Consider the following 18,521-nt stretch of genomic DNA (forward strand, 5'->3'; position numbering starts at 1 on the left):
GGCTAGCAGGTTCGCTTTCAACGTCAAACGGCACCCGGCTTCACATGCGCGGTGCGCGATGACCGGCAGAAGGCTCGCATGCCGTTCGGTCTTCGTGTTTCGGCCTTGATCCATGGCGGCGCGGCACAAGGTTTTGATTGAACTCCTTCAGGTTCCCGTCCATGAAGACGCGTCGCGCTGGGGCTGGCCATTCCATCACACGCGGCGGTGCGCGTTGCACCCCATGACCGGCCACCAGACCCCGTGCACGTCGGGGCCAAAGCCGGTGCTCTCGCATGCATGATCCAGCCACCACCCCACCGGGCGCATTTGCCCGGATCCTGCGCCGCGCGGCGCTTGTGATCGTGGGGCCGTTCTATTTTCTTGCCATCGCCTTCGCGCCGCTGCTGTGCCGCAACAAGGCAGGTTTTCGCGGTTGGTACTGGCGCACGGTAAAGCGCGCCTGCTCGCAGCTCTTGTGGCTGCTGAGCATCCGCGTGGAGATGTCGGAAGCCGACAAGGCGCGGCTGGCCACGGATACGAACAGCCTCATCGTGATCAACCACCGAAGCCATCTGGACGGCTTCACCCTGATGGATGTGGTGCCGGATCAGAAATGGTTCACTTTCGCCGCCAAGAAGGAGTTCTTCTCCTCCCGCCTGTTGAAGGTGGGCTTCACGGCGGCTGGCCTCGTGCCGATTGACCGATCCAACGGCAAAGCGGCGCTGGAGACCCTCGTGGCGGCGGTGAAAGCGATGCCTGAACGGCGCTCTGTGGTGCTCTTTCCCGAAGGCACCCGCAGCGAGGCCGAGGTGCTGGGGCCGTTTCGGGCCGGGGCGGTGCTGGCCGCGCGGGAAACTGGCCGCAGCATCCTGCCCATCGTGATCTGCGATTCCGATGCGCTGCTGCCGCGCGGGCGGTTTTCGCCCAAGCCCGGCACGATCCATCTGAAAGCCTTGCCCGCGATCCACTGTGATCCGGAGGCGAGCGTGGACGAAGACGTGGCCCGCCTGCACAACGCGATGCGCGAAGCCCTTCTGGCGCATAAGGCCAGCGCCTGAGGCGATCAGGGTTTGCGCGCGATTGCCGTGCCGATGGCCTGATAGCCATAGAGCGCGCCGTCTTCGGCTCGCCTGTCATGCTCCGTGATCAACGCATCGGCCAGCGCCGTGCCGATCTGGCCACGCGCCTCCATCAGCCGCGCCGTCTGCTCGACCCAGGGCAACATCTGCTGCGGAGTCACCACCACGCGGCTGTCGACGCCGAAATGCGTGAGCGCAAAGCCCGCGCCGCGCATCAGCCCGCGCAGCTTGCCGACGATGAAGGGATCGGTGACAAACTCCGCAACGAAGGCCCGCGCGCAGGCGTCCAGCGGATCATTGGCGAAGCTCGCAAGTGCGGCCTTGGAAAAATCCACGTCGCAGGCCACGAGCCAGCCGCCGGGCTTGAGCACACGGAAGGCCTCCGCCAGCAGCGCCTCGGGCGCAGTGACATGGGTGAGCACCGTATGCATGACGGCCACGTCGACGCTCGCGGGTTCAAGCGGCAGATCCGCGCCGTTTGCGGCCGTGAAGGCAAGGTTTGCATGGGAACCCGTCCGCGCACGGGCCTCGGCCACGAAGCCTTCGGAAGGTTCATAACCCGTGACCTCCGCTTGCGGAAACCGCGCCGCGATCCGACGGGTGACGGCACCAGCCCCCGCGCCGATCTCTATGAGCCGCTCGCCGGGAGCAACAGTGCCGAGGCGGTCCAGATAGGCGGCCACCACGGCCTCCATCACCGGATCGGCCTGCCGCACCTCCATGGAGTCGGCAAAGACGCGGATGAACTCCGGCCCCGCGGCGTCAACGTCTTGAAATGGGTCTGCCATGAAATGCCCTTCCTTCTCAAATGCCGCAAAAGCCTAACACGGCTTGCCCGCAGCACAAAAAAAGGCCGGGTACAAAGACCCGGCCCAGGAAGAGTCTGTCATGCGGACGGGGAGTTACGCACGCCAGAATTCGCGCTTGGCCTCAGTCCAGGCCTGCTCGCGGGTGAGCCCGATGTCTTTGAGTTCATGGGCTGTCAGCCGGGAGAGCGCACGGCGGGTGCGGGCACGGTCCTGCCACTTCGCCAGCACCACGGCCACGGTCAGCGCGATCTGGCTGAGCGGCGGCAGGGGATGACGGGTCTCCAGGAAGTGGATGTTCCGTGCGTGCTGAGAAAGGGGGCGAACCATGATACTCTCCTTTGTGAATTGTGTTGATGCAATGTAGAATGTTCGCTACAAGTGTATGCATACACATCTCGAATGTACCGGTCCAATGAAAGATTGTAATGAATACAATTTGGTTCCCTGATCTCTCAAGCGGCGATGCGCCCAAGTATCAGGCGCTCTGCGATGCCATCGCGGCCGCCATCGCCAGTGGTCAGCTCGCCGAAGGGGAGAAACTGCCACCGGTGCGCGAGTTGGCCTGGCAGCTGAAGGTCACCCCCGGCACCGTGGCGCGCGCGTATAAGGAGCTGGTGGATGCGGGGGATTTACGCGCCGAAGTGGGGCGCGGCACTTTCGTGGGTGGGGTGGTCAAGCCGCAAACGCCCGCGCCACGGCCCATCGAAGCGCCGAAGCCCGGCGCGCTGGACTGGCCGGATGTCGTGGACCTGCGCAGCCCCAAGCTGCCCGATTGCGGCCAGCGCGTTTTGCTGGTCGACGCGATGCGCGGCTTGGCCAACGCGGATCTGCCGGAACGCTATGCCCGCTACCCGAGCGAGCAGTCCGAAGCGCCTGCGCGCGCGGCGGTGCAGGGCTGGCTCTCCACCGCCGACATCGGTGCCTTCACCCCGGACGACATCGTGCTGTGCCATGGCGGCCAGAACGCCATCACCCTGATCTTCCAAACCGTGCTCCGGGGGGACGCGCCGGTCGTCTTCGCCGAGGAGCTTTCCTACGCCGGCTTCCGCCACGCCGCCCGGCTGGCACGCGCCCGCATCGTGAGCGTGGCAAGCGATGAGGCCGGCATCATCCCCGAAGCCTTGCACGAAGCGATCCACACCCACGGCGGGCAGCTGCTCTGCACCTCGCCCGAGGTGCATAACCCGACGCTGGTGCAAACGACGCTGGAGCGCCGCCAGCAACTGGCGCGCGTGATCAGCCACCACAAGCTGCATGTGATCGAAGACGATTGCTACCGGATGGGGCAGGGGCGCTTGCCCGGCTACCGCGCGCTGATCCCGGAATGGGCGTGGTATGTGTCGTCCTTCTCCAAGGAACTCACCCCGGCGCTGCGCTTTGGCTATGCCGTCGCACCCAAGGGCTGGGCGGATCGCCTGCGCCGTGCCCTTCAGCATTCCTCCTTCGGCATGGCGGTGCCGGTGGCCGATCTCGCCTGCGCCATGATCTCGGATCCCCGCGCGCGGGGCGTGGCGCGTGCGGTGGAGGCGCGTGTGGATGATTACGTGCGCCGAGCGGTCAACATTCTCGGCGGCTTCGATCTGAGCTGGCGGCAGGACGTGCCGCTGATCTGGCTGCGCCTGCCGCGCGGCTGGCGCGCCTCGGCCTTCTGCGTCGAGGCCGAACGGGCGGGGGTGCTGGTGCGCTCGGCCGATGATTTTGCGCTGATCGACGGCAAGGCCCCCCACGCGATTCGCATCGCGATCAACGGCCAGATCGCGCCGGAACGCTTCGAGGAGGGGCTCGAAGGGCTCGCCCGGCTGCTGGCAGACCCGCCAGACGCCATCGCGGTGTGAAAATCGCCCTCAAAATTTGGGGTAAAATGATACCATAATTGTAAGCCATTGTTTTGCAATAATTAATCCGCGCTTGTTGCGCTTGACTGCGCGCCGGAAACCTTTAGAACCCCGCCATCAGTTCTGCCGCTGGCCTGAATGCCTTTTTCGGGCCTCGCGGCGCAGTCCCAAACCAGGGTTACGACCATGAAAACCTTTACCGCTACTCCGGCGGATATCGAAAAGAAATGGATCCTGATCGACGCCGAGGGCGTTGTTCTGGGCCGTCTCGCTTCGATCGTCGCCATGCGCCTGCGCGGCAAGCACAAGGCCTCTTTCACTCCGCATATGGACATGGGTGACAACGTCATCGTGATCAACGCGGACAAGATCCAGCTGACCGGCAACAAGCGCGCAGACAAGATCTACTACCGCCACACCGGCCACCCGGGCGGCCTCAAAGAGCGCACCGCCGGCCAGATCCTCGAGGGGGCCTACCCCGAGCGCGTGGTGACCAAAGCCGTTCAGCGCATGCTGCCCGGCAACCGCCTGTCCCGTCAGCTGATGACGAACCTGCGCGTCTACGCCGGTGCTGAGCACCCGCATGAAGCGCAATCCCCCGAAGTTCTGGACGTGAAGTCCATGAACAAGAAAAACACCCGGAGCTGATCATGGCTGACGATATCAACACTCTGGAAGATCTCTCCGCCATCGCAACTGGCGCCGAGACCGTGACCGAAACCGCCATCGTGCGTGAGCCCGTCCGCGACGAGCTGGGCCGCTCCTACGCCACCGGCAAGCGTAAAGATGCGGTTGCCCGCGTCTGGATCAAGCCGGGCTCCGGCAAGGTCACCGTGAACGGCAAGGACCAGTCGGTCTACTTCGCCCGCCCGGTGCTGCAGATGATCCTGCGCCAGCCCTTCACCATCGCCGGTGTAGAAGACCAGTTCGACGTGGTCGCCACCGTCAAGGGCGGTGGTCTCTCCGGTCAGGCCGGTGCCGTGAAGCACGGGATCTCCAAAGCGCTGCAGCTTTACGATCCCTCCCTGCGCGGCGCCCTGAAAGCCGCCGGCTTCCTGACGCGCGACAGCCGCGTGGTGGAACGGAAGAAATACGGTAAGGCCAAAGCCCGCCGCTCCTTCCAGTTCTCCAAGCGTTAAGCTTCAGAGAAACATCTTTCGATCAGGGCCTGCGTTTCGCGGGCCCTTTTCCTTTGCGTAGGGTAGCTCCAAAGAACTTTATGCCTCCGGCGGGGATATTTTTGGCCAGAAGATGCAAGGATTTCTTAACCAAGGCGCGCCAAGGTAGATGAGCGGTACAGGCGGGGCGGATCAACTGTCGGCTGTGATCAACCCGAGGCCGCGCAGGTAGATTCCGATGCCGCTTTCCAGCAGGTCTTCGGGCGGGTAGGGCGATTTGGTGCCTGGGGCGCCGCGGGCAAAGAGCTCGACCACGCCGTGGCTCATGGCCCAGATATGGGCGGCGACCATGGTGGCAGGCGGGCGTTTGGCGGCCGGGATATGGGCGGTAAGCTTTTCGGCGGCGCGTTCCAGCACGCCGAGCGCGCGTTTGGAGGCGCGGGCGAGGTCCGGGTTGGCGTTGATCGAGATGCCGCTTTCAAACATCGCCACGTAATGCCCCGGATGGCGGCGCGCGAAGGCGAGGTAGGCGCGGCCTGTGGCCTCGAAACTGGCCAGATCGGAGGGCTGGCCGGTTTCATAGGCGTATTCCAGCAGGTCGGCAAACATCTCGAACCCCTGCAGCGCGGCTTCGGCGATCAGATCCTCGCGACCCTGATAGTGGCGGTAGACGGCAGCTGGCGTGACACCGGCGTTCTTGGCGGCTTCGGACAGCGTAAAGCCGTTCGGCCCCTTCTCCTCGATCAGGGTGAGCGCTGCATCCATGAGCGCGGCACGCAGGTTGCCGTGATGATAGCCGCGTTTAGGCATCCCAGAGGTCGGGGCCTCCGCAGATCAGGGGATCGGCCTGCCCGAGTGCCTCGGCGTCTTTGCGGGCGTAATCCACGGCGCAGAGCACGCGTTGAATGGCGGCGATGCGGGCGCGTTTCTTGTCGTCGGAGCGGACCACCGTCCAGGGCGCGGCCTCTGTGTGGCTGCGCTCGAAGGTCTCTTGGATGGCATCGGTATAGGCGTCCCAGCGGGCAAGGCCCTCCACGTCGATCCGGCTCAGCTTCCACTGTTTCAGGGGGTCGCTCTCACGATCCAGAAAGCGGCGCAGCTGTTCGGCGCGGCCGACGTTGAGCCAGATCTTGAAGAGGTGGAAGCCTTCGTTCACCAGACCGGCCTCAAAGCCGGGAAGCTGGCTGAAGAAATGGGTGCGCTGCGCGGGCGTGCAGAAGCCGAAGACATGTTCCACCACGCCGCGATTGTACCAGCTGCGATCAAAGAGCGCCACTTCACCTTCGGCGGGCAGGTGATTGATATAGCGCTGGAAATACCATTGTGCCGCTTCGCGATCACTCGGCTTTGGCAACGCCACGGTGCGCGCCTGCCTTGGATTCAGGTTCTGCTTGAAGCGCGCGATGGTGCCGCCCTTGCCGGCCGCATCACGCCCTTCGAAGATCACGATCACACGCTTGCCCGTTTCGCGCACGTCGGTCTGGAACTTCACCAGTTCGAGCTGCAGCTGGTCCATGCGGGCTTCGTAGTCTTTCTTGCCCATCATCTTCGGGTAGGGGTAGCTTTCGGTCACGATGGATTTGCGGCCCGCCCCCTCAAGGCTTGCCCGCACCTCTGCTGGTGCTTCTGTCTCGGCAAAGGCGCTGATCGCGCCATCGAATGGAAGCTCCATGGGCCATCTCCCTGTTTTTGCTTATGTAACCATGACGGCGCGCGGCTTCCAGCGCAAGCTGTTGGGTTTGGTCGCAACAGGCGGGCAAAATCCGCCCCAGCCGCGCGCGGCCCGTTGCCCGCTGGGGGCGGCTTCGTGCTAGGCCTAGAGCCAACCCGAGGCCCAACACATGGGAAATGCCGATGCAGCCGTCCGACAATGCCCTCTTGCTTTCGATCATGAAGAACGAGGGCCCTTACCTGCTGGAGTGGGTCGCCCATCACCGGGCTGTCGGTTTCGGGCGGATTATGGTGTTTACCAATGATTGCGATGATCTGACGGACCGCATCCTCGACAGGCTCGACGCCAAGGGCTGGCTGCGCCATTCGCCCAACCCGCGGTCGATCATGCACAAGAGGGCCTCCATCCAGGTGGCGGCGCTGCGCTATGCGACGCTGTTCAACTATTACCGCGATGCCGAGTGGATCTGCTTTCTGGATGCCGATGAGTTTCTCGACATCACGCCCGGCGCGCACCGCCTGCCGGACATGTTTGACGCGATGGATCCTTTCGACGTGATCAGCTTCACCGTGCTCGGCCATAACTCGGACGGGCAGCGCGAGATCGGCGATGGCAGCGTGCAGGGCCGGTTCACCCGCACCATCGCCCCGCGCGACGTGCTGAACGATCCCGCCAAGAAGCGGCGCGGGGCGGTCAAATCCATGATGCGCAATCCGATGCCGGGGGCAATGTTTCGCAACCACCGGCCTAAGATCGACGGGTTCAGCCAGATGGGCAAACGCTGGAGCGACGGCTCGGGGCGCGACTTTTCCCCGGCGTTCACCGATGTGAAGGTCAATGAGATCGAGGTGGCCGGGACGATGGAGATCGCTCATGTGAACCACTACTCGATCCGTTCCGCCGAGAGCTACCTGGTGAAGGTGGATCGCGGCGACATCATCTACGAAAACCACCTCAACCTTGATGCGGAGAAGATCCAGGGCGCGCTGGCCTATTGGAAGAAGCGCAATGTGGGCCTCGATAATCCGCAGCATGTGCCGCCCAAGCCGGAAGGCTACAGCGAAATCCTTGCCGAGCTACAGGGCGATGCGCTTCTGGCGGAAATGCACGAGGAATCGCTGGCCCGCCACCGCGCAAAGGCGCAGCGGGTGCTGGAAACAGAGGGCGGGCAGATCCTCGCCAAGGAAATGGGCTACCTCTAACGCAAGCCGGCGCGTGTCGCGGCGCGGTCCACGGCATCCACCACGGCCTCAGGCGCCACGTGATGGGGCATATGGCCGATGCCCTCCAGCGTCGTCATGTTTGCGCTCGTCAGTCGCTCGGTAAGCCCTTCGGCGTGCAAGGCGTAGGGCACGATCTCATCGGCGGTGCCATGCACGGCCTCGATCGGGGCGCTGATTTGCGGATAGAAGGGCTGGATGCCCTTGATGTGGCCAAGCAGATCGTTGACCTGTTCGGCATTGGCCACGAGCGAGCCCCGGCGCAGGGTAAGCCCGACACCGACGAACTCCTGATAGCCCTCCGGCGCGTCCTGCGGCGCGAAGATGTTGCCCAGCACCGTGCCGGCGTTCTCCTCGCGGGCGAAGGCAGTGACGACGGGGGCGACAACGGATTTCCCGAGGCCGCTGTCCATCAGACCGTACCAGCCGCCAAGCTCTGTTTCCCACGGGGTGGTGACAGCCGACACCAGCACCACGCCCTGCACGGTTTCGGGCCGCTCCACCGCCCAGGCCAGCGCCACGGCCCCGCCGTAGCTTTGGCCAAGGATCAGCGCCTCGCGGATGCCCAGCTCGCGGGCGGCGCGGTCAAGGAAGATGGCCTGTTCAGAGGGGCTTTCGGCGTCGCCGCCAGTGGCACCGGGCAGGCGTTCGGTGTAGCCGAGGCCGGGGCGGTCAAACACGGTGACGCGGTAGCGGTCTTTCAGCCGGTCCACCAGATCGAAGGTGAAATCGCGCACATTGCCCGAGGCCCCGTGAATCAGGATCAGATCCGTCCCGCGGCCTGTGGTGACGGCGTGTACCTGCGTGCCGTCGACCTCAATCAACCGGCCAACGGGCGGATAGGCAGCCTCGGCGGCGGCTTCACGGGTGGTGGCGCGCTGATCGATATAGGCCCCACAGCCGACAAGGGCCGCGAGGGTGAGGGGAAGCAGGATCTTAAGAGCCGATTTCATTCAGGTCGAAGGGCGTCGTCTGATAAATTTCGTTGATCCAGTTTCCATATAGAAGATGCGCGTGGCTGCGCCAGCGGTTCTGCGGCGGGTTCGCGGGATTGTCATCCGGGTAGTAGTTCATCGGAACGTTGATGGGCGTGCCATTGGCCACGTCGCGATCGTATTCCTGTTTCAGCGTGTCGCTGTCGTATTCGAAATGGTTGAAGATGTAGATCGCGCGGTGGGCGGGATCTTCCACGAGGCAGGGGCCGGTTTCCGGGTTGCCCAGCAGCACGCGCAGGCCCTCCTTGCTCTCGATTTCCGCCTGTTTCATCTCCGTCCAGCGCGAGACGGGGATGACGCAATCGTCGGAAAACCCGCGCAGGAAGGGCGAGGCGGGGGCGAGGTTTTGCTGGCGGAAACAGCCGAAGGCCTTTTCCGGCAGGATATGCTTCTGCACGCCGTGGAAATGGTTGATCATCGCCATCCCGCCCCAGCAGACACCGAAGGTGGAATGCACATTGGTCTGCGTCCAGTCCATCACCTCGCGCAGTTCTTCCCAATAGGTGACCTCCTCGAAGGGCAGGTGTTCGATGGGCGCGCCGGTGATGATGAGACCGTCGAACTTGCGGTCGCGGATCTCCTGGAAGGGGTGGTAGAAGGCCTCCATATGGGCGGGCGCGGTGTGGCGGCTCTGATGCTCCGTCATGCGGATCAGGGTCAGCTCGATCTGCAGCGGCGTTGCGCCGATCAGGCGGGCGAACTGCGTCTCCGTCTGGATCTTCTTGGGCATCAGGTTCAACAGGCCGATCTTGAGCGGGCGGATGTCCTGATGGGAGGCGCGGCCCTCGTCCATCACCATCACGCCTTCCTCCGAGAGAACCTCGTAGGCGGGCAGGGCGGTGGGGATGGTGATGGGCATGGGATTGGCTCCGGGTTGCGTTGGAACGGCTCAGATAATCAGAAACTCAGCGGGCCTCAAGGGTTTCAGCGATGAGGGCCTCAAAAGCCTCGGCGGTGGAGGCCTGCGCCACCTGCTCTGCCGTCACCTTGATGCCCCAGTGCTTGGCCATCGCCGCGTAGCGCGGTTGGCGATGTGCCAAGGCCCGGGCATAGGCGGAACGCACGAAGTGGTTTGGATCAACATCCTCTTCCTGAACGTTGTTTTCGCTCAGGTATTCGCTCCAGACCTGATGCAGGAACTCGGGCTGGTAGTACATCGGCTTAGGTGCGCGGTCGAAGCGGCGGATCAGCTCTTCGGTGTGGGCCTCGCTGCCTTCGATCCAGATCATAAGGGTGTTTTGCTTGAGAGCGGTGAGAACCTCGTCCTCGGGATCTTCCGGGTTCACCACTTCGCAGATCGAGCCGCCGGAATCGCAGATGAAATTATCATAGCCGTAAAGCGCCTTGGCGCGCTCGATGAAATGGCCGGTGTCCAGCAGCGCGTTGATCTCGGCGTGGCGGTGCAGGCTCTGGCGGCGCATGTATTCAAGGAAAGGCAGGCCGCCCTTGTCGGGGTTGCCGGGCTTGCCGAGATAGGTGGAGAGCGGCGCGAGGTTGTTGAAGGTGATGTTGGAGGCGATATAGATCGAATCCGTGCGCAGCAGGTCGGCGAGGAAGGGGTTGCGCATCGCCTCGGCCTTGAAGTTGTCGACGATGTGCTCGCCCATGTAGCGGGTGCCGATGCGGTAATCCACGGAGTAGTGGAACCAATCGCCCGCGCCGCGCAGCATGTTGGAAACATGGGTTTTTCCAAGGCCGGACATGCCAAACAGCAGGATGCGTTTCTGCTTTGCGTTCAGCCAGTCGCGCGCGGTTTCGTAGATCATCTGGTGCCTCATGCCTGCTCGCCTTGTGCCTAGCGGGCTGCGCGGCTTTGGTCAAATGGGCAATAGGGCTGGGGGCAAGCGCCCATGAAAAAGCCCCGCCGAAGCGGGGCTTTTCCGTCGCACAATGATCGTGAGTGGATCAGAAGCGGTAGCCGATGCGGATACCGGCCGCGATGGCGGAGTTGTCGTTGAACTCCAGATCCGGGGCAGCACCACCGGCAACCTGCACGCGCTGATCGCCCGGAACCACGTATTCCAGACCACCGGACAGCACCCAGTTCTCGGGCGAGGTGTAGGTGGCGGCGATACCGATGCTCTTGGAGCCGGTCGTCGGGGCCAGAGCGGTGGTGGAGGGACGGGAGCCCGAGCTTTCGTAGCCAGCGACCAGCGCCACGGACCATTCGTCGGTCAGACGGCGGCCAACGCCGAGACGGTAGGTCACGGTGTCGTCGTCGAAGTTCACCCACTCGATGTCCCCGGCAAGGCCCGGAGTCGTCAGGTTGAAGCCACCCCAGCCGACCCAGCGCACAGAGCCGAACAGAAGCGTGTCTTCGGCGATGCCGGTCTGGAAGTCGAGGTTCACGCTCTCCGGGAACTCGACCTTGAAGCTTGTCGGCATGGCACCGAAGAGCGTGCCGGGCGCGACGAGCTGGTTCATGGAACCGTCGAAATCCACGTCGATGGCGGAGGCGTAGGTCAGGGCCACGCGCAGGGCAATGTCCGGGCGCTCGTAAGCCACACCGATCACGCCACCCCAGTTGTAATCACTGTCGGCATCGAGGATGCCGTCACCGGACTGGATGATGCCGTTAACGGAGAGGCCACGGATACCACCGTGGACGCTGAAACCGTTGCCGAAGTCATACTGGCCAAGGAATGTCAGCGCGCGGCTGTCGATGTCGGCCTCTGCGTCATAGGGCAGGGCACCGCCGGAGCCAATGTTGCTGAACGGGCCATCGGCGTAGAGCACATGCGCGCCGTAGGGCTGATCGGCGATCAGGGCAACGGCCCATTGATCATTGATCTGGTGCTTATAGCCGAAGGACAGCTGGTTGTAGCTTTGGGCCACGTTGTTGGCGTTGCCAAACGCACCCGCAACGGCAGGCTCGCCGTCCACGTCCGGGTTGATCCGGGCGAAGGTGAACTGCGCGTAGTTGCCCTCTTCGAAGAGGATGTTGACGCCCTGGCCGGAGCGGTCAATGCCGCCGGCTTGCGCCAGCGAGGTGGTTGCCAGCAGTGCGGCAGCCGTGAAGGAAACACGTCTCATAAACTCTCATCCCTACCGTGTTTTTATTGGTGTGCGGCAACACTACGCAGGCCGCGAAATTTCCGTCAATTTGTGACGCCACGTCATGCCGAATATTGCGCGGCCGCGTGACATATCGCCCGCAGATTTGCAGCAAAACCTTAAGAATTAACGAGTTTCTTTGAGAATGTTCAGGTAATTCGCCCCGAAAATCAGGGCCGCCCCCGTAATTACCCACACGTCAACTTGTTCGCCGTAGAGCGCCATGCCGATCAGCGCGACGACGGGAAGGCGTGCGAAGTCCACCGGCATGACAACAGCCGCCGGGGCGAGACTCAGGGCTTTCGTCAGGCAGAAGTGCGCGCACAGGCCGGTGGCGCCCACCAGCATGACCCAGGGCAGCATGTCGCCGGTGAGGGGCGCGATGTCGCCGTCAAAGCCGGCGCAGAGCAGGCCGAAGATCGTCTGGGTCAGGGTGAGGTAGAACAGGATGCAGGTGATGCGTTCGGTGCGGGTCAGGATCTTGGTGAAGATCGCGGAGCCGGCAAAGCCGATGGCCGATCCGGCGGCGCAGATCACGCCGATGCTGACCTCGTTCACGCCGGGGCGCGCCACGAGCAGGATGCCCATGAAGCCCACGAGCGCCGCCGTCGCCCGGCTGCGGGTGAGGGCTTCGCCCAGCACCAGCGGGGCCAGCAGGATGACCCAGAGCGGCGTGGTGAACTCCAGTGCCACGACCTGCGCCAGCGGCGCGACGCCGATGGCGTAGAACCAGAGGTTCTGCCCGGTGAAATGGCTGATGTTACGCGCGATCTGCAGGTGCAGCTTGCGGGTGGTGATGTGATGCAGCGTTCCGGCGAAGAAGGCGATTGTCAGCACGGTGACCAGGCCGAAGATGCTGCGGTAGAGCATCAGCTCAAACGTATCGAGATGGCCAACCACTTCGCGCCCGCCGATGGCCATGGTCGAGAACGACAGGATCGCCCCCACCATCCAGAGCGCACCCTTGACGGGCTGGGCCTCTTGCATCACCGCGGTGCTCATTCCGCCACCGTACAGCAGCCTGTTGTCAGCGTTCCGGTGGTGGGGTCAAAAAGCTCCAGCCGCAGCGGGAAGCTGCCGCCGTTGGTCTCGCAGGCGGCTTCGTCCACGCGCGCCACGCGGGTCGCGGCTTCGGAGGCCAATGCCTGATAGGCAGGCCAGCCGTCGGGGCCGGTGGCCAGTTGGGATGTAACGAATTCCGTCAGTTCGGGGCTGCGCAGCTGCGCGACGGGTCCGTAAAGGCCCAGCATCCAACTGCCGTCCGAGGCCTCGCAGGCCAAGGGCGGCAGGGATTTGGCGGTGGCTGGAACGGTGGCCAGCCCGGCCAAGGCGCAAGCGGCGGAAAGCCAGAAGCGACGCATGACGTGCCTTCTCCCTACAGCGGCGGGCTTATTCCCACTCGATCGTGCCCGGAGGCTTGGAGGTGATGTCGTAGGTGCAGCGGTTGATGCCCTTCACCTCGTTGATGATCCGCGTGGCGGTCTCGCCGAGGAACTCATGGCTGAAGGGATAATAATCCGCCGTCATGCCGTCCACCGAGGTGACCGCGCGCAGGGCGCAGGCGTAGTCATAGGTGCGGCCATCGCCCATCACGCCCACGGTGCGCACCGGCAGGATCGCCACGAAGGCTTGCCAGATGTCATCGTAAAGCCCGTGGCGGCGGATCTGGTCGATGTAGATCGCATCGGCCTCGCGCAGGATCGCGAGCTTTTCGCGGGTGATCTCGCCGGGGCAGCGGATCGCAAGGCCGGGGCCGGGGAAGGGGTGGCGGCCGATGAAGCTTTGCGGCAGGCCCAGCTCGTGGCCCAGCGCGCGCACTTCGTCCTTGAACAGCTCGCGCAGCGGCTCAACGAGTTTCAACCCCATCTTCTCAGGCAGCCCGCCCACATTGTGGTGGCTCTTGATCGTCACCGAAGGCCCGCCGGAGAAGGACACGCTTTCGATCACGTCCGGGTAAAGCGTGCCCTGCGCAAGGAATTCCGCACCCTCGATGGTGTCGGCGTGTTTCTGGAACACGTCGATGAAGAGCTTACCGATGATCTTGCGCTTGGTTTCCGGGTCCGACTGGCCTTCCAGCTCGCCAAGGAACAGCTCGCTCTCATCGGCGTGGATCAGGCGGATGTTGTAATTGTCGCGGAACATGGCGACGACTTCTTCCGCCTCATTCTTGCGCAACAGGCCGTGGTCCACGAAGACGCAGGTCAACTGATCGCCGATCGCCTCGTGGATCAGGATCGCGGCCACGGAGGAATCGACGCCGCCGGAGAGGCCGCAGATCACCTGCTTGTCGCCCACCTGCGCGCGGATCGCTTCGATCATCTGCTCGCGATAAGCGCCCATCGTCCAGTCGCCGGAGAAGCCGGCAAGGCGGACGAAGTTCTCATAGAGCGTCTTGCCATTGGGCGTGTGGTGCACTTCGGGGTGGAACTGCACCGCGTAGAAGTTGCGCGAAAGATCCGCCGTGATCGCATAGGGCGCGTTGGGGGAGGTGCCATAGACCTCGAACCCCGGCGCAAGCTGGCTCACGTGATCGCCGTGGCTCATCCAGACCTGCTCCTTGCCTTCAAGGAACCAGCCGTTGAGCAGCGGAATGCGGGCCTCGGACGGCGTGACATAGGCGCGGCCGAACTCGGCGGTGCCATGGCCGCTTTCCACCTTGCCGCCCAGCTGGTGCATCATCACCTGCTGGCCGTAGCAAATGCCGAGGATCGGCACGCCCAGCTCGAAAATCCCTTCCGGCGCGCGGGGGCTTCCCTCGCGGGTGACGCTGTCGGGGCCACCGGAAAAGATCACCGCCTTGGGCGCCAGCGCGCGGACCATCTCCATGGTCACACTCTGGTAGGGGTGGATTTCGCAATAGACATTCAGCTCCCGCAGACGGCGCGCGATCAGCTGCGTCACCTGGGAGCCGAAATCGATGATCAGGAGGGTCTCGTGGGATGTGCTCGTCATGCCTGTGGCAATAGGCTTGGGGGGCGTTTCTTGCAAGCCCGTTTCGCTGCGGCAAGCGGCCTAAAGCGATGGGGCGATGTCGTTTCTTTTTCCCAGAGGACGCAAAACCGAGGGGCAGGGGGCGCGGCAGGCAGTAGATAGGCTGGGAATAGTCCCAAGACAGATGCCCAAGGAGGTATGGAGATGGCCGAAGCAGCAACCCGTCGGCGTGGTGGTGGCGGAGCCGCCCGACGTGCCGAGCGCACGGCGGTGCGGATCGAAACCGCGCGCTTCATCGAGCGCAACATCCCCAACCTTGAGCTGCTGAACGAAGAGGCGCTGCAGATCATCGAGGCCAATGCCGAGACGGTGCTGGAGGAGATCGGCGTCAACTTCCCGGAAAACCCGGAGGCGCTGGAGCTATGGCGCAACGCTGGGGCCATTGTCGAGGGCGAGCGCGTGCGCCTGCCCAAGGGGCTGGCTCGCAAGCTCTGCGCCACCGCGCCCGCGCGTTTCACCCAGCACGCCCGCAACCCGGAGCGCAACGTGGAGATCGGCGGCAAGAGCCTTGTGCTCGCGCCCGTCTACGGCCCGCCCTTCGTGCGCGATGAAGGTGGCCGCCGCTACGCCACGATGGAAGATTTCCGCAAGTTCGTGAAGCTGGGCTACATGTCCAAATGGCTGCATCACTCCGGCGGCACGGTCTGTGAGCCCACCGATGTGCCGGTCAACAAGCGCCACCTTGATATGCTCCACGCCCATATGACTCTCTCGGACAAACCCTTCATGGGTTCCGTCACCGAGCCGAGCCGGGCGCAGGACAGCGTTGAGATGTGCGAGATCCTCTTTGGCAAGGAGTTCGTCGCCGAGAACACGGTGATGACCTCGTTGATCAACATCAACTCGCCGCTCACCTTTGACGACGTGATGATGGGCGCGCTGGAAGTTTACGCCCGCGCCAATCAGGCCTGCATCATCTCCCCCTTCATCGTGGGCGGCGCGATGGCCCCGGTCTCGGTGGCCGGCACGCTCACGCAGGTGCTGGCCGAGGTGCTTGCGGGTGTGGCCTACAGCCAGCTCGTGCGCCCCGGCGCGCCAGTGATCTTCGGCGCCTTTGTGACCTCGATCGACATGAACTCCGGCGCGCCCACCTTCGGCACGCCCGAAGCGAGCCAGATCCTTTACGGCGCGGGCCAGCTGGCCCGGCGGCTTGGCCTGCCGTTCCGTTCCGGCGGCGGGCTTTGTGGCTCCAAACTGCCGGACGCGCAGGCGGCCTATGAAAGTGCCAATACGCTGAACGCGGCGCTGCTGGGCGGGGTGAATTTCATGCTTCACGCCTGCGGCTGGCTGGAAGGCGGGCTCGTGGCCTCGTTTGAGAAATTCGTGCTCGACGCCGACCAGCTCGGCGCGCTGCACAAGATGGCCGCCGGCGTGGCCATCGATGAGAACGGGCAGGCGATGGACGCCCTGCGCGAGGTCGGCCCCGGCGGGCATTTCCTGGGCTGCGCGCACACGCAGGCCAATTTCAAGGATGCCTTCTGGCGCACCGAGGTGCTCGATTACAAACCGTTCGAGACCTGGGACGAAGAAGGCGCGCGCGACAGCCGCACGCTGGCCAGCCTGCGGGTGCAGAAGATGCTCGACACCTACCAGCAGCCCGCGCTGGATCCGGCCATCGCAGAGGCACTCGCGGCTTATATCCGCCAGAAGAAGGAAAGCATGGCCGACGCCTTCATGTAGGCCATCGCGGGCTCAACTGCCCTGCGCTGCATTGGTGAGGCGGACCTCGCTGATCAGCGCCGCCAGAAGCTGGATATGACGGGTGATGCTATAGGTGGCATCGCCCGTTTTTCGTTTGTCTTCCATGGTTTGCTCCGCGCCGATCAACAGCTCCAGCCCCTCGGCCATGGCCAGCGGGGCCAGAAGGCCCAGAAGGCGCGGCAGATCGCGGGTGCGGTTGTAGCTGAGGCATCCGTGCTGCGCGGCCGAGAGCAGCAGGCGCGGGCGGCGGATGGCGGCGGTGAGGGATACAGGCTTGTCCATGGGGAACTCCTTTCACGGCAGAACACACAGTCACGAAAGGAGTGAAGCACAACTGTAGCGGGTGTTGCGTGCCAAGGGCTCGCTGCGACCGCTGCCCTTCGGCCTTGTTCATGTTTTCGCAACAAAACTGTCAAAAGAGGCAGTTTTTAATAAAAGAGTAACCAATCGGAAAAAACACTTAGCGCCGAAAGTCGCGTTAAATTAACGACTTATGAAGCGAAGGGAATGTGGATAACATGAGGACGGGTGATATTAGCCCCCCAAGCCGCGGTCTGCCCGACTGGGTGCCGCTCGATGCCCAGCATTACCTGGCCCACACTGAGGACGGATGCTCCATCCGGTCTCTGGCACGGGATGCGGGCTGCCATGCCTCCACCGTCCTGCGCCAGATCCGCAAGTACGAAGCCCGGCGCGAAGATCCTCTCGTCGACCGCGCGCTTCACCGATTGAGCCACAGGCACCTGACATCGAGACAGTCTCAACCCCCACAGGAGACGATCAAGATGACCCACGCCAATGAAACCCCCGCCGCCCCCTTCCGCTCCGAAGCCCAGCGTGTTCTGTCGCGGCTCACCCAGCCGGGCAGCTTCCTTGCGGTGGCCCCGCAGATGGAAAACGCACTGGTGATGCGGGCCGACGAGGCCGGCGAGCCGCAGCGCATTGCCGTCGTGGGCCGCGACGTGGCCGAAGGGCTGGCACTGAAGGAATGGATCAACGCGGAAGGAGAAGGGCGCGTGCGCCGCTACCGGATCACCCCTGCAGGGCGCAGCTGGCTCAAGGCCCAGCGCAGCCCGGCGCGCGGCGGCGGCATGGAAGAGGCGGCCATGGGCTTTGATTACGAAAGCCCCGTCGGGCCGGGCCGCCCGGTGGTGGCGGAATCGCCGCTGGCCATCCTTGCGCGCCGGAAGGACCGCAACGGAAAGCCCTTCCTCGCCCCCGAGTTGGTGGCCGCGGGCGAGCAACTGCGGGAGGATTTCGAACTGGCCCAAGCCGGGGAGCGCACCTGCCAGAACTGGGATCACTTCCTGACGGGCCGCGCCAGCTTCGGCCCGCAGGTGGGCGATCTGGCGGCGGCAGGCCCGGCAGCGGCGCGGGCGCGCGTCACCTCGGCCCTGCGCGATCTTGGCCCCGGCCTTGGCGATGTGGTGCTGCGCTGCTGTTGTTACCTGGAAGGGATGGAACGGGCGGAGCGGCGCATGGGCTGGTCGGCGCGCTCCGGCAAGATCGTGCTGCGCATCGCCCTGCAACGCCTGCGCCGCCACTATGACGAGATGGTCGGCCCCCACGGCCCGCTGATCGGATAGGGCAGCGCAGCCCGCCTCACAGCGCCACCACAGCCAGCGCAATAGCCAACATCACGCTCGTGATGGGCCCCCAGAGCCTGCGTTCGGGGGCCGATGGTGTGATCCAGTTCAGAAGAGCAACCAGCGCGGCCATGGCAACGGCCACCCAACCCGTCCATACCGGCCAGTGTGGCCAGCGACCGTCAGCGGAGAGGATCGCCAGCGCCATCGCCGCAAGGATCAGGGTTGAAACAGCCGCCGCAATGCGCCCTCGCAGGGGCAGCGGACCCTCAACCTGCCCGCCTTGGGTGATCCTGCCCCACGGCGCGCCGAAGATCAGGGCGATCTGAAACCCGATGACCCCAAGGATCATTCCGCAGTATAGAATGGACATGCAAAAACCCGGTCTGAAAACAGCGCTAGTCTAGAGCGGCAGGCAAGGCGGTAAAGTGCGATATTTGCCTCTGTCCGGGCTGGCACGGCAAAGCAGCAAAGCAAAA

At 64.0% G+C, this 18,521-nt stretch carries 20 protein-coding genes; 7 read left to right on the forward strand and 13 right to left on the reverse strand.

Annotated features, from left to right (window positions below; genetic code table 11):
• The first annotated feature begins 275 nt into the window (after nt 1-275).
• Nucleotides 276-1,040, forward strand: a complete 765-nt coding sequence (locus KVX96_RS09940; protein ID WP_261194248.1) for a lysophospholipid acyltransferase family protein — start codon at nt 276-278, stop codon at nt 1,038-1,040.
• A gap of 5 nt (nt 1,041-1,045) precedes the next feature.
• Here the strand turns inward: KVX96_RS09940 and KVX96_RS09945 are convergent, their stop codons facing one another.
• Both KVX96_RS09945 and KVX96_RS09950 read right to left on the reverse strand, forming a co-directional pair.
• Entirely contained in the window at nt 1,046-1,849 is an 804-nt protein-coding gene (locus KVX96_RS09945) for a methyltransferase domain-containing protein (protein WP_261194250.1), read from the reverse strand.
• Between the two features lie 114 nt (nt 1,850-1,963).
• Complete coding sequence (locus KVX96_RS09950) at nt 1,964-2,197, reverse strand: DUF1127 domain-containing protein (RefSeq protein WP_261194251.1); 234 nt, start codon at nt 2,195-2,197, stop codon at nt 1,964-1,966.
• Between the two features lie 98 nt (nt 2,198-2,295).
• On the opposite strand from KVX96_RS09950, the gene KVX96_RS09955 reads away from it, so the two are divergent.
• The 3 genes from KVX96_RS09955 (at nt 2,296) to rpsI (ending at nt 4,844) form a co-directional block, all read left to right on the forward strand.
• On the forward strand, nt 2,296-3,705 hold the full coding sequence (locus KVX96_RS09955; RefSeq protein WP_261194253.1) for a PLP-dependent aminotransferase family protein: 1,410 nt from the start codon (nt 2,296-2,298) through the stop codon (nt 3,703-3,705).
• Between the two features lie 186 nt (nt 3,706-3,891).
• Nucleotides 3,892-4,353, forward strand: coding sequence for a 50S ribosomal protein L13 (gene rplM / locus KVX96_RS09960; RefSeq protein WP_261194255.1), 462 nt, complete (start codon nt 3,892-3,894; stop codon nt 4,351-4,353).
• Nucleotides 4,354-4,355: 2 nt separating this feature from the next.
• Entirely contained in the window at nt 4,356-4,844 is a 489-nt protein-coding gene (rpsI, locus tag KVX96_RS09965; RefSeq protein WP_261194256.1) for a 30S ribosomal protein S9, read from the forward strand.
• A gap of 171 nt (nt 4,845-5,015) precedes the next feature.
• Here the strand turns inward: rpsI and KVX96_RS09970 are convergent, their stop codons facing one another.
• Complete coding sequence (locus tag KVX96_RS09970; RefSeq protein WP_261194258.1) at nt 5,016-5,633, reverse strand: TetR/AcrR family transcriptional regulator; 618 nt, start codon at nt 5,631-5,633, stop codon at nt 5,016-5,018.
• Nucleotides 5,626-6,495 carry a polyphosphate kinase 2 gene (gene ppk2 / locus KVX96_RS09975; RefSeq protein ID WP_261194259.1) on the reverse strand — a complete coding sequence of 290 codons (870 nt, stop codon included), beginning with the start codon at nt 6,493-6,495 and terminating at the stop codon, nt 5,626-5,628. Before ppk2 ends, KVX96_RS09970 begins: the two co-directional genes overlap by 8 nt.
• A 182-nt stretch (nt 6,496-6,677) precedes the next feature.
• Between ppk2 and KVX96_RS09980 the strand changes: the two genes are divergently transcribed.
• Entirely contained in the window at nt 6,678-7,697 is a 1,020-nt protein-coding gene (locus KVX96_RS09980) for a glycosyltransferase family 2 protein (RefSeq protein ID WP_261194261.1), read from the forward strand.
• Here KVX96_RS09980 and KVX96_RS09985 read toward each other — a convergent pair.
• The 7 genes from KVX96_RS09985 to guaA form a co-directional block, all read right to left on the reverse strand.
• Nucleotides 7,694-8,668 carry an alpha/beta fold hydrolase gene (locus tag KVX96_RS09985; protein WP_261194262.1) on the reverse strand — a complete coding sequence of 325 codons (975 nt, stop codon included), beginning with the start codon at nt 8,666-8,668 and terminating at the stop codon, nt 7,694-7,696. The genes KVX96_RS09980 and KVX96_RS09985 overlap by 4 nt on opposite strands.
• Nucleotides 8,652-9,569: a homoserine O-succinyltransferase gene (gene metA, locus KVX96_RS09990; RefSeq protein ID WP_261194264.1), complete on the reverse strand. Its 918-nt coding sequence runs from the start codon at nt 9,567-9,569 to the stop codon at nt 8,652-8,654. Before metA ends, KVX96_RS09985 begins: the two co-directional genes overlap by 17 nt.
• Nucleotides 9,570-9,615: 46 nt before the next feature.
• Entirely contained in the window at nt 9,616-10,476 is an 861-nt protein-coding gene (locus KVX96_RS09995) for an ATPase (RefSeq protein ID WP_261194265.1), read from the reverse strand.
• Nucleotides 10,477-10,615: 139 nt separating this feature from the next.
• Entirely contained in the window at nt 10,616-11,743 is a 1,128-nt protein-coding gene (locus KVX96_RS10000) for an OmpP1/FadL family transporter (protein ID WP_261194266.1), read from the reverse strand.
• A gap of 147 nt (nt 11,744-11,890) precedes the next feature.
• Nucleotides 11,891-12,766, reverse strand: a complete 876-nt coding sequence (locus KVX96_RS10005; RefSeq protein ID WP_261194267.1) for a DMT family transporter — start codon at nt 12,764-12,766, stop codon at nt 11,891-11,893.
• Nucleotides 12,763-13,125, reverse strand: a complete 363-nt coding sequence (locus KVX96_RS10010) for a hypothetical protein (RefSeq protein ID WP_261194268.1) — start codon at nt 13,123-13,125, stop codon at nt 12,763-12,765. Before KVX96_RS10010 ends, KVX96_RS10005 begins: the two co-directional genes overlap by 4 nt.
• A 28-nt stretch (nt 13,126-13,153) precedes the next feature.
• Entirely contained in the window at nt 13,154-14,716 is a 1,563-nt protein-coding gene (guaA, locus tag KVX96_RS10015) for a glutamine-hydrolyzing GMP synthase (protein ID WP_261194269.1), read from the reverse strand.
• Nucleotides 14,717-14,899: 183 nt separating this feature from the next.
• Between guaA and KVX96_RS10020 the strand changes: the two genes are divergently transcribed.
• A complete protein-coding gene (locus tag KVX96_RS10020) occupies nt 14,900-16,435 on the forward strand; it encodes a trimethylamine methyltransferase family protein (protein ID WP_261194270.1) in 1,536 nt (511 codons plus the stop codon).
• Nucleotides 16,436-16,447: 12 nt separating this feature from the next.
• On the opposite strand, the gene KVX96_RS10025 is transcribed toward KVX96_RS10020, so the two are convergent.
• Nucleotides 16,448-16,738, reverse strand: coding sequence for a DUF6477 family protein (locus KVX96_RS10025; protein ID WP_261194271.1), 291 nt, complete (start codon nt 16,736-16,738; stop codon nt 16,448-16,450).
• Nucleotides 16,739-17,241: 503 nt separating this feature from the next.
• Between KVX96_RS10025 and KVX96_RS10030 the strand changes: the two genes are divergently transcribed.
• Nucleotides 17,242-18,042 carry a DUF6456 domain-containing protein gene (locus tag KVX96_RS10030; RefSeq protein ID WP_314733109.1) on the forward strand — a complete coding sequence of 267 codons (801 nt, stop codon included), beginning with the start codon at nt 17,242-17,244 and terminating at the stop codon, nt 18,040-18,042.
• A gap of 16 nt (nt 18,043-18,058) precedes the next feature.
• Here KVX96_RS10030 and KVX96_RS10035 read toward each other — a convergent pair whose 3' ends face one another.
• Nucleotides 18,059-18,415: a hypothetical protein gene (locus tag KVX96_RS10035; RefSeq protein WP_261194273.1), complete on the reverse strand. Its 357-nt coding sequence runs from the start codon at nt 18,413-18,415 to the stop codon at nt 18,059-18,061.
• Between the last annotated feature and the right edge of the window lie 106 nt (nt 18,416-18,521).

It is taken from the genome of Pseudoruegeria sp. SHC-113 (assembly GCF_025376885.1).
Classification (GTDB): Bacteria; Pseudomonadota; Alphaproteobacteria; order Rhodobacterales; family Rhodobacteraceae; genus Pseudoruegeria.

What these genes read in the sequence shown, in the direction of transcription:
- metA (WP_261194264.1), bottom strand. Translation starts at nt 9,569, where the DNA reads ATGCCCATCACCATCCCCACCGCCCTGCCCGCCTACGAGGTTCTCTCG.
- KVX96_RS10005 (WP_261194267.1), bottom strand. Translation starts at nt 12,766, where the DNA reads ATGAGCACCGCGGTGATGCAAGAGGCCCAGCCCGTCAAGGGTGCGCTC.
- KVX96_RS10035 (WP_261194273.1), bottom strand. Translation starts at nt 18,415, where the DNA reads ATGTCCATTCTATACTGCGGAATGATCCTTGGGGTCATCGGGTTTCAG.
- KVX96_RS09955 (WP_261194253.1), top strand. Translation starts at nt 2,296, where the DNA reads ATGAATACAATTTGGTTCCCTGATCTCTCAAGCGGCGATGCGCCCAAG.
- KVX96_RS10010 (WP_261194268.1), bottom strand. Translation starts at nt 13,125, where the DNA reads ATGCGTCGCTTCTGGCTTTCCGCCGCTTGCGCCTTGGCCGGGCTGGCC.
- KVX96_RS10000 (WP_261194266.1), bottom strand. Translation starts at nt 11,743, where the DNA reads ATGAGACGTGTTTCCTTCACGGCTGCCGCACTGCTGGCAACCACCTCG.
- KVX96_RS09950 (WP_261194251.1), bottom strand. Translation starts at nt 2,197, where the DNA reads ATGGTTCGCCCCCTTTCTCAGCACGCACGGAACATCCACTTCCTGGAG.
- KVX96_RS09980 (WP_261194261.1), top strand. Translation starts at nt 6,678, where the DNA reads ATGCAGCCGTCCGACAATGCCCTCTTGCTTTCGATCATGAAGAACGAG.
- KVX96_RS10030 (WP_314733109.1), top strand. Translation starts at nt 17,242, where the DNA reads ATGACCCACGCCAATGAAACCCCCGCCGCCCCCTTCCGCTCCGAAGCC.
- rplM (WP_261194255.1), top strand. Translation starts at nt 3,892, where the DNA reads ATGAAAACCTTTACCGCTACTCCGGCGGATATCGAAAAGAAATGGATC.
- KVX96_RS10025 (WP_261194271.1), bottom strand. Translation starts at nt 16,738, where the DNA reads ATGGACAAGCCTGTATCCCTCACCGCCGCCATCCGCCGCCCGCGCCTG.
- KVX96_RS09970 (WP_261194258.1), bottom strand. Translation starts at nt 5,633, where the DNA reads ATGCCTAAACGCGGCTATCATCACGGCAACCTGCGTGCCGCGCTCATG.
- KVX96_RS09995 (WP_261194265.1), bottom strand. Translation starts at nt 10,476, where the DNA reads ATGATCTACGAAACCGCGCGCGACTGGCTGAACGCAAAGCAGAAACGC.
- KVX96_RS09945 (WP_261194250.1), bottom strand. Translation starts at nt 1,849, where the DNA reads ATGGCAGACCCATTTCAAGACGTTGACGCCGCGGGGCCGGAGTTCATC.
- rpsI (WP_261194256.1), top strand. Translation starts at nt 4,356, where the DNA reads ATGGCTGACGATATCAACACTCTGGAAGATCTCTCCGCCATCGCAACT.
- KVX96_RS09940 (WP_261194248.1), top strand. Translation starts at nt 276, where the DNA reads ATGCATGATCCAGCCACCACCCCACCGGGCGCATTTGCCCGGATCCTG.
- guaA (WP_261194269.1), bottom strand. Translation starts at nt 14,716, where the DNA reads ATGACGAGCACATCCCACGAGACCCTCCTGATCATCGATTTCGGCTCC.
- KVX96_RS10020 (WP_261194270.1), top strand. Translation starts at nt 14,900, where the DNA reads ATGGCCGAAGCAGCAACCCGTCGGCGTGGTGGTGGCGGAGCCGCCCGA.
- ppk2 (WP_261194259.1), bottom strand. Translation starts at nt 6,495, where the DNA reads ATGGAGCTTCCATTCGATGGCGCGATCAGCGCCTTTGCCGAGACAGAA.
- KVX96_RS09985 (WP_261194262.1), bottom strand. Translation starts at nt 8,668, where the DNA reads ATGAAATCGGCTCTTAAGATCCTGCTTCCCCTCACCCTCGCGGCCCTT.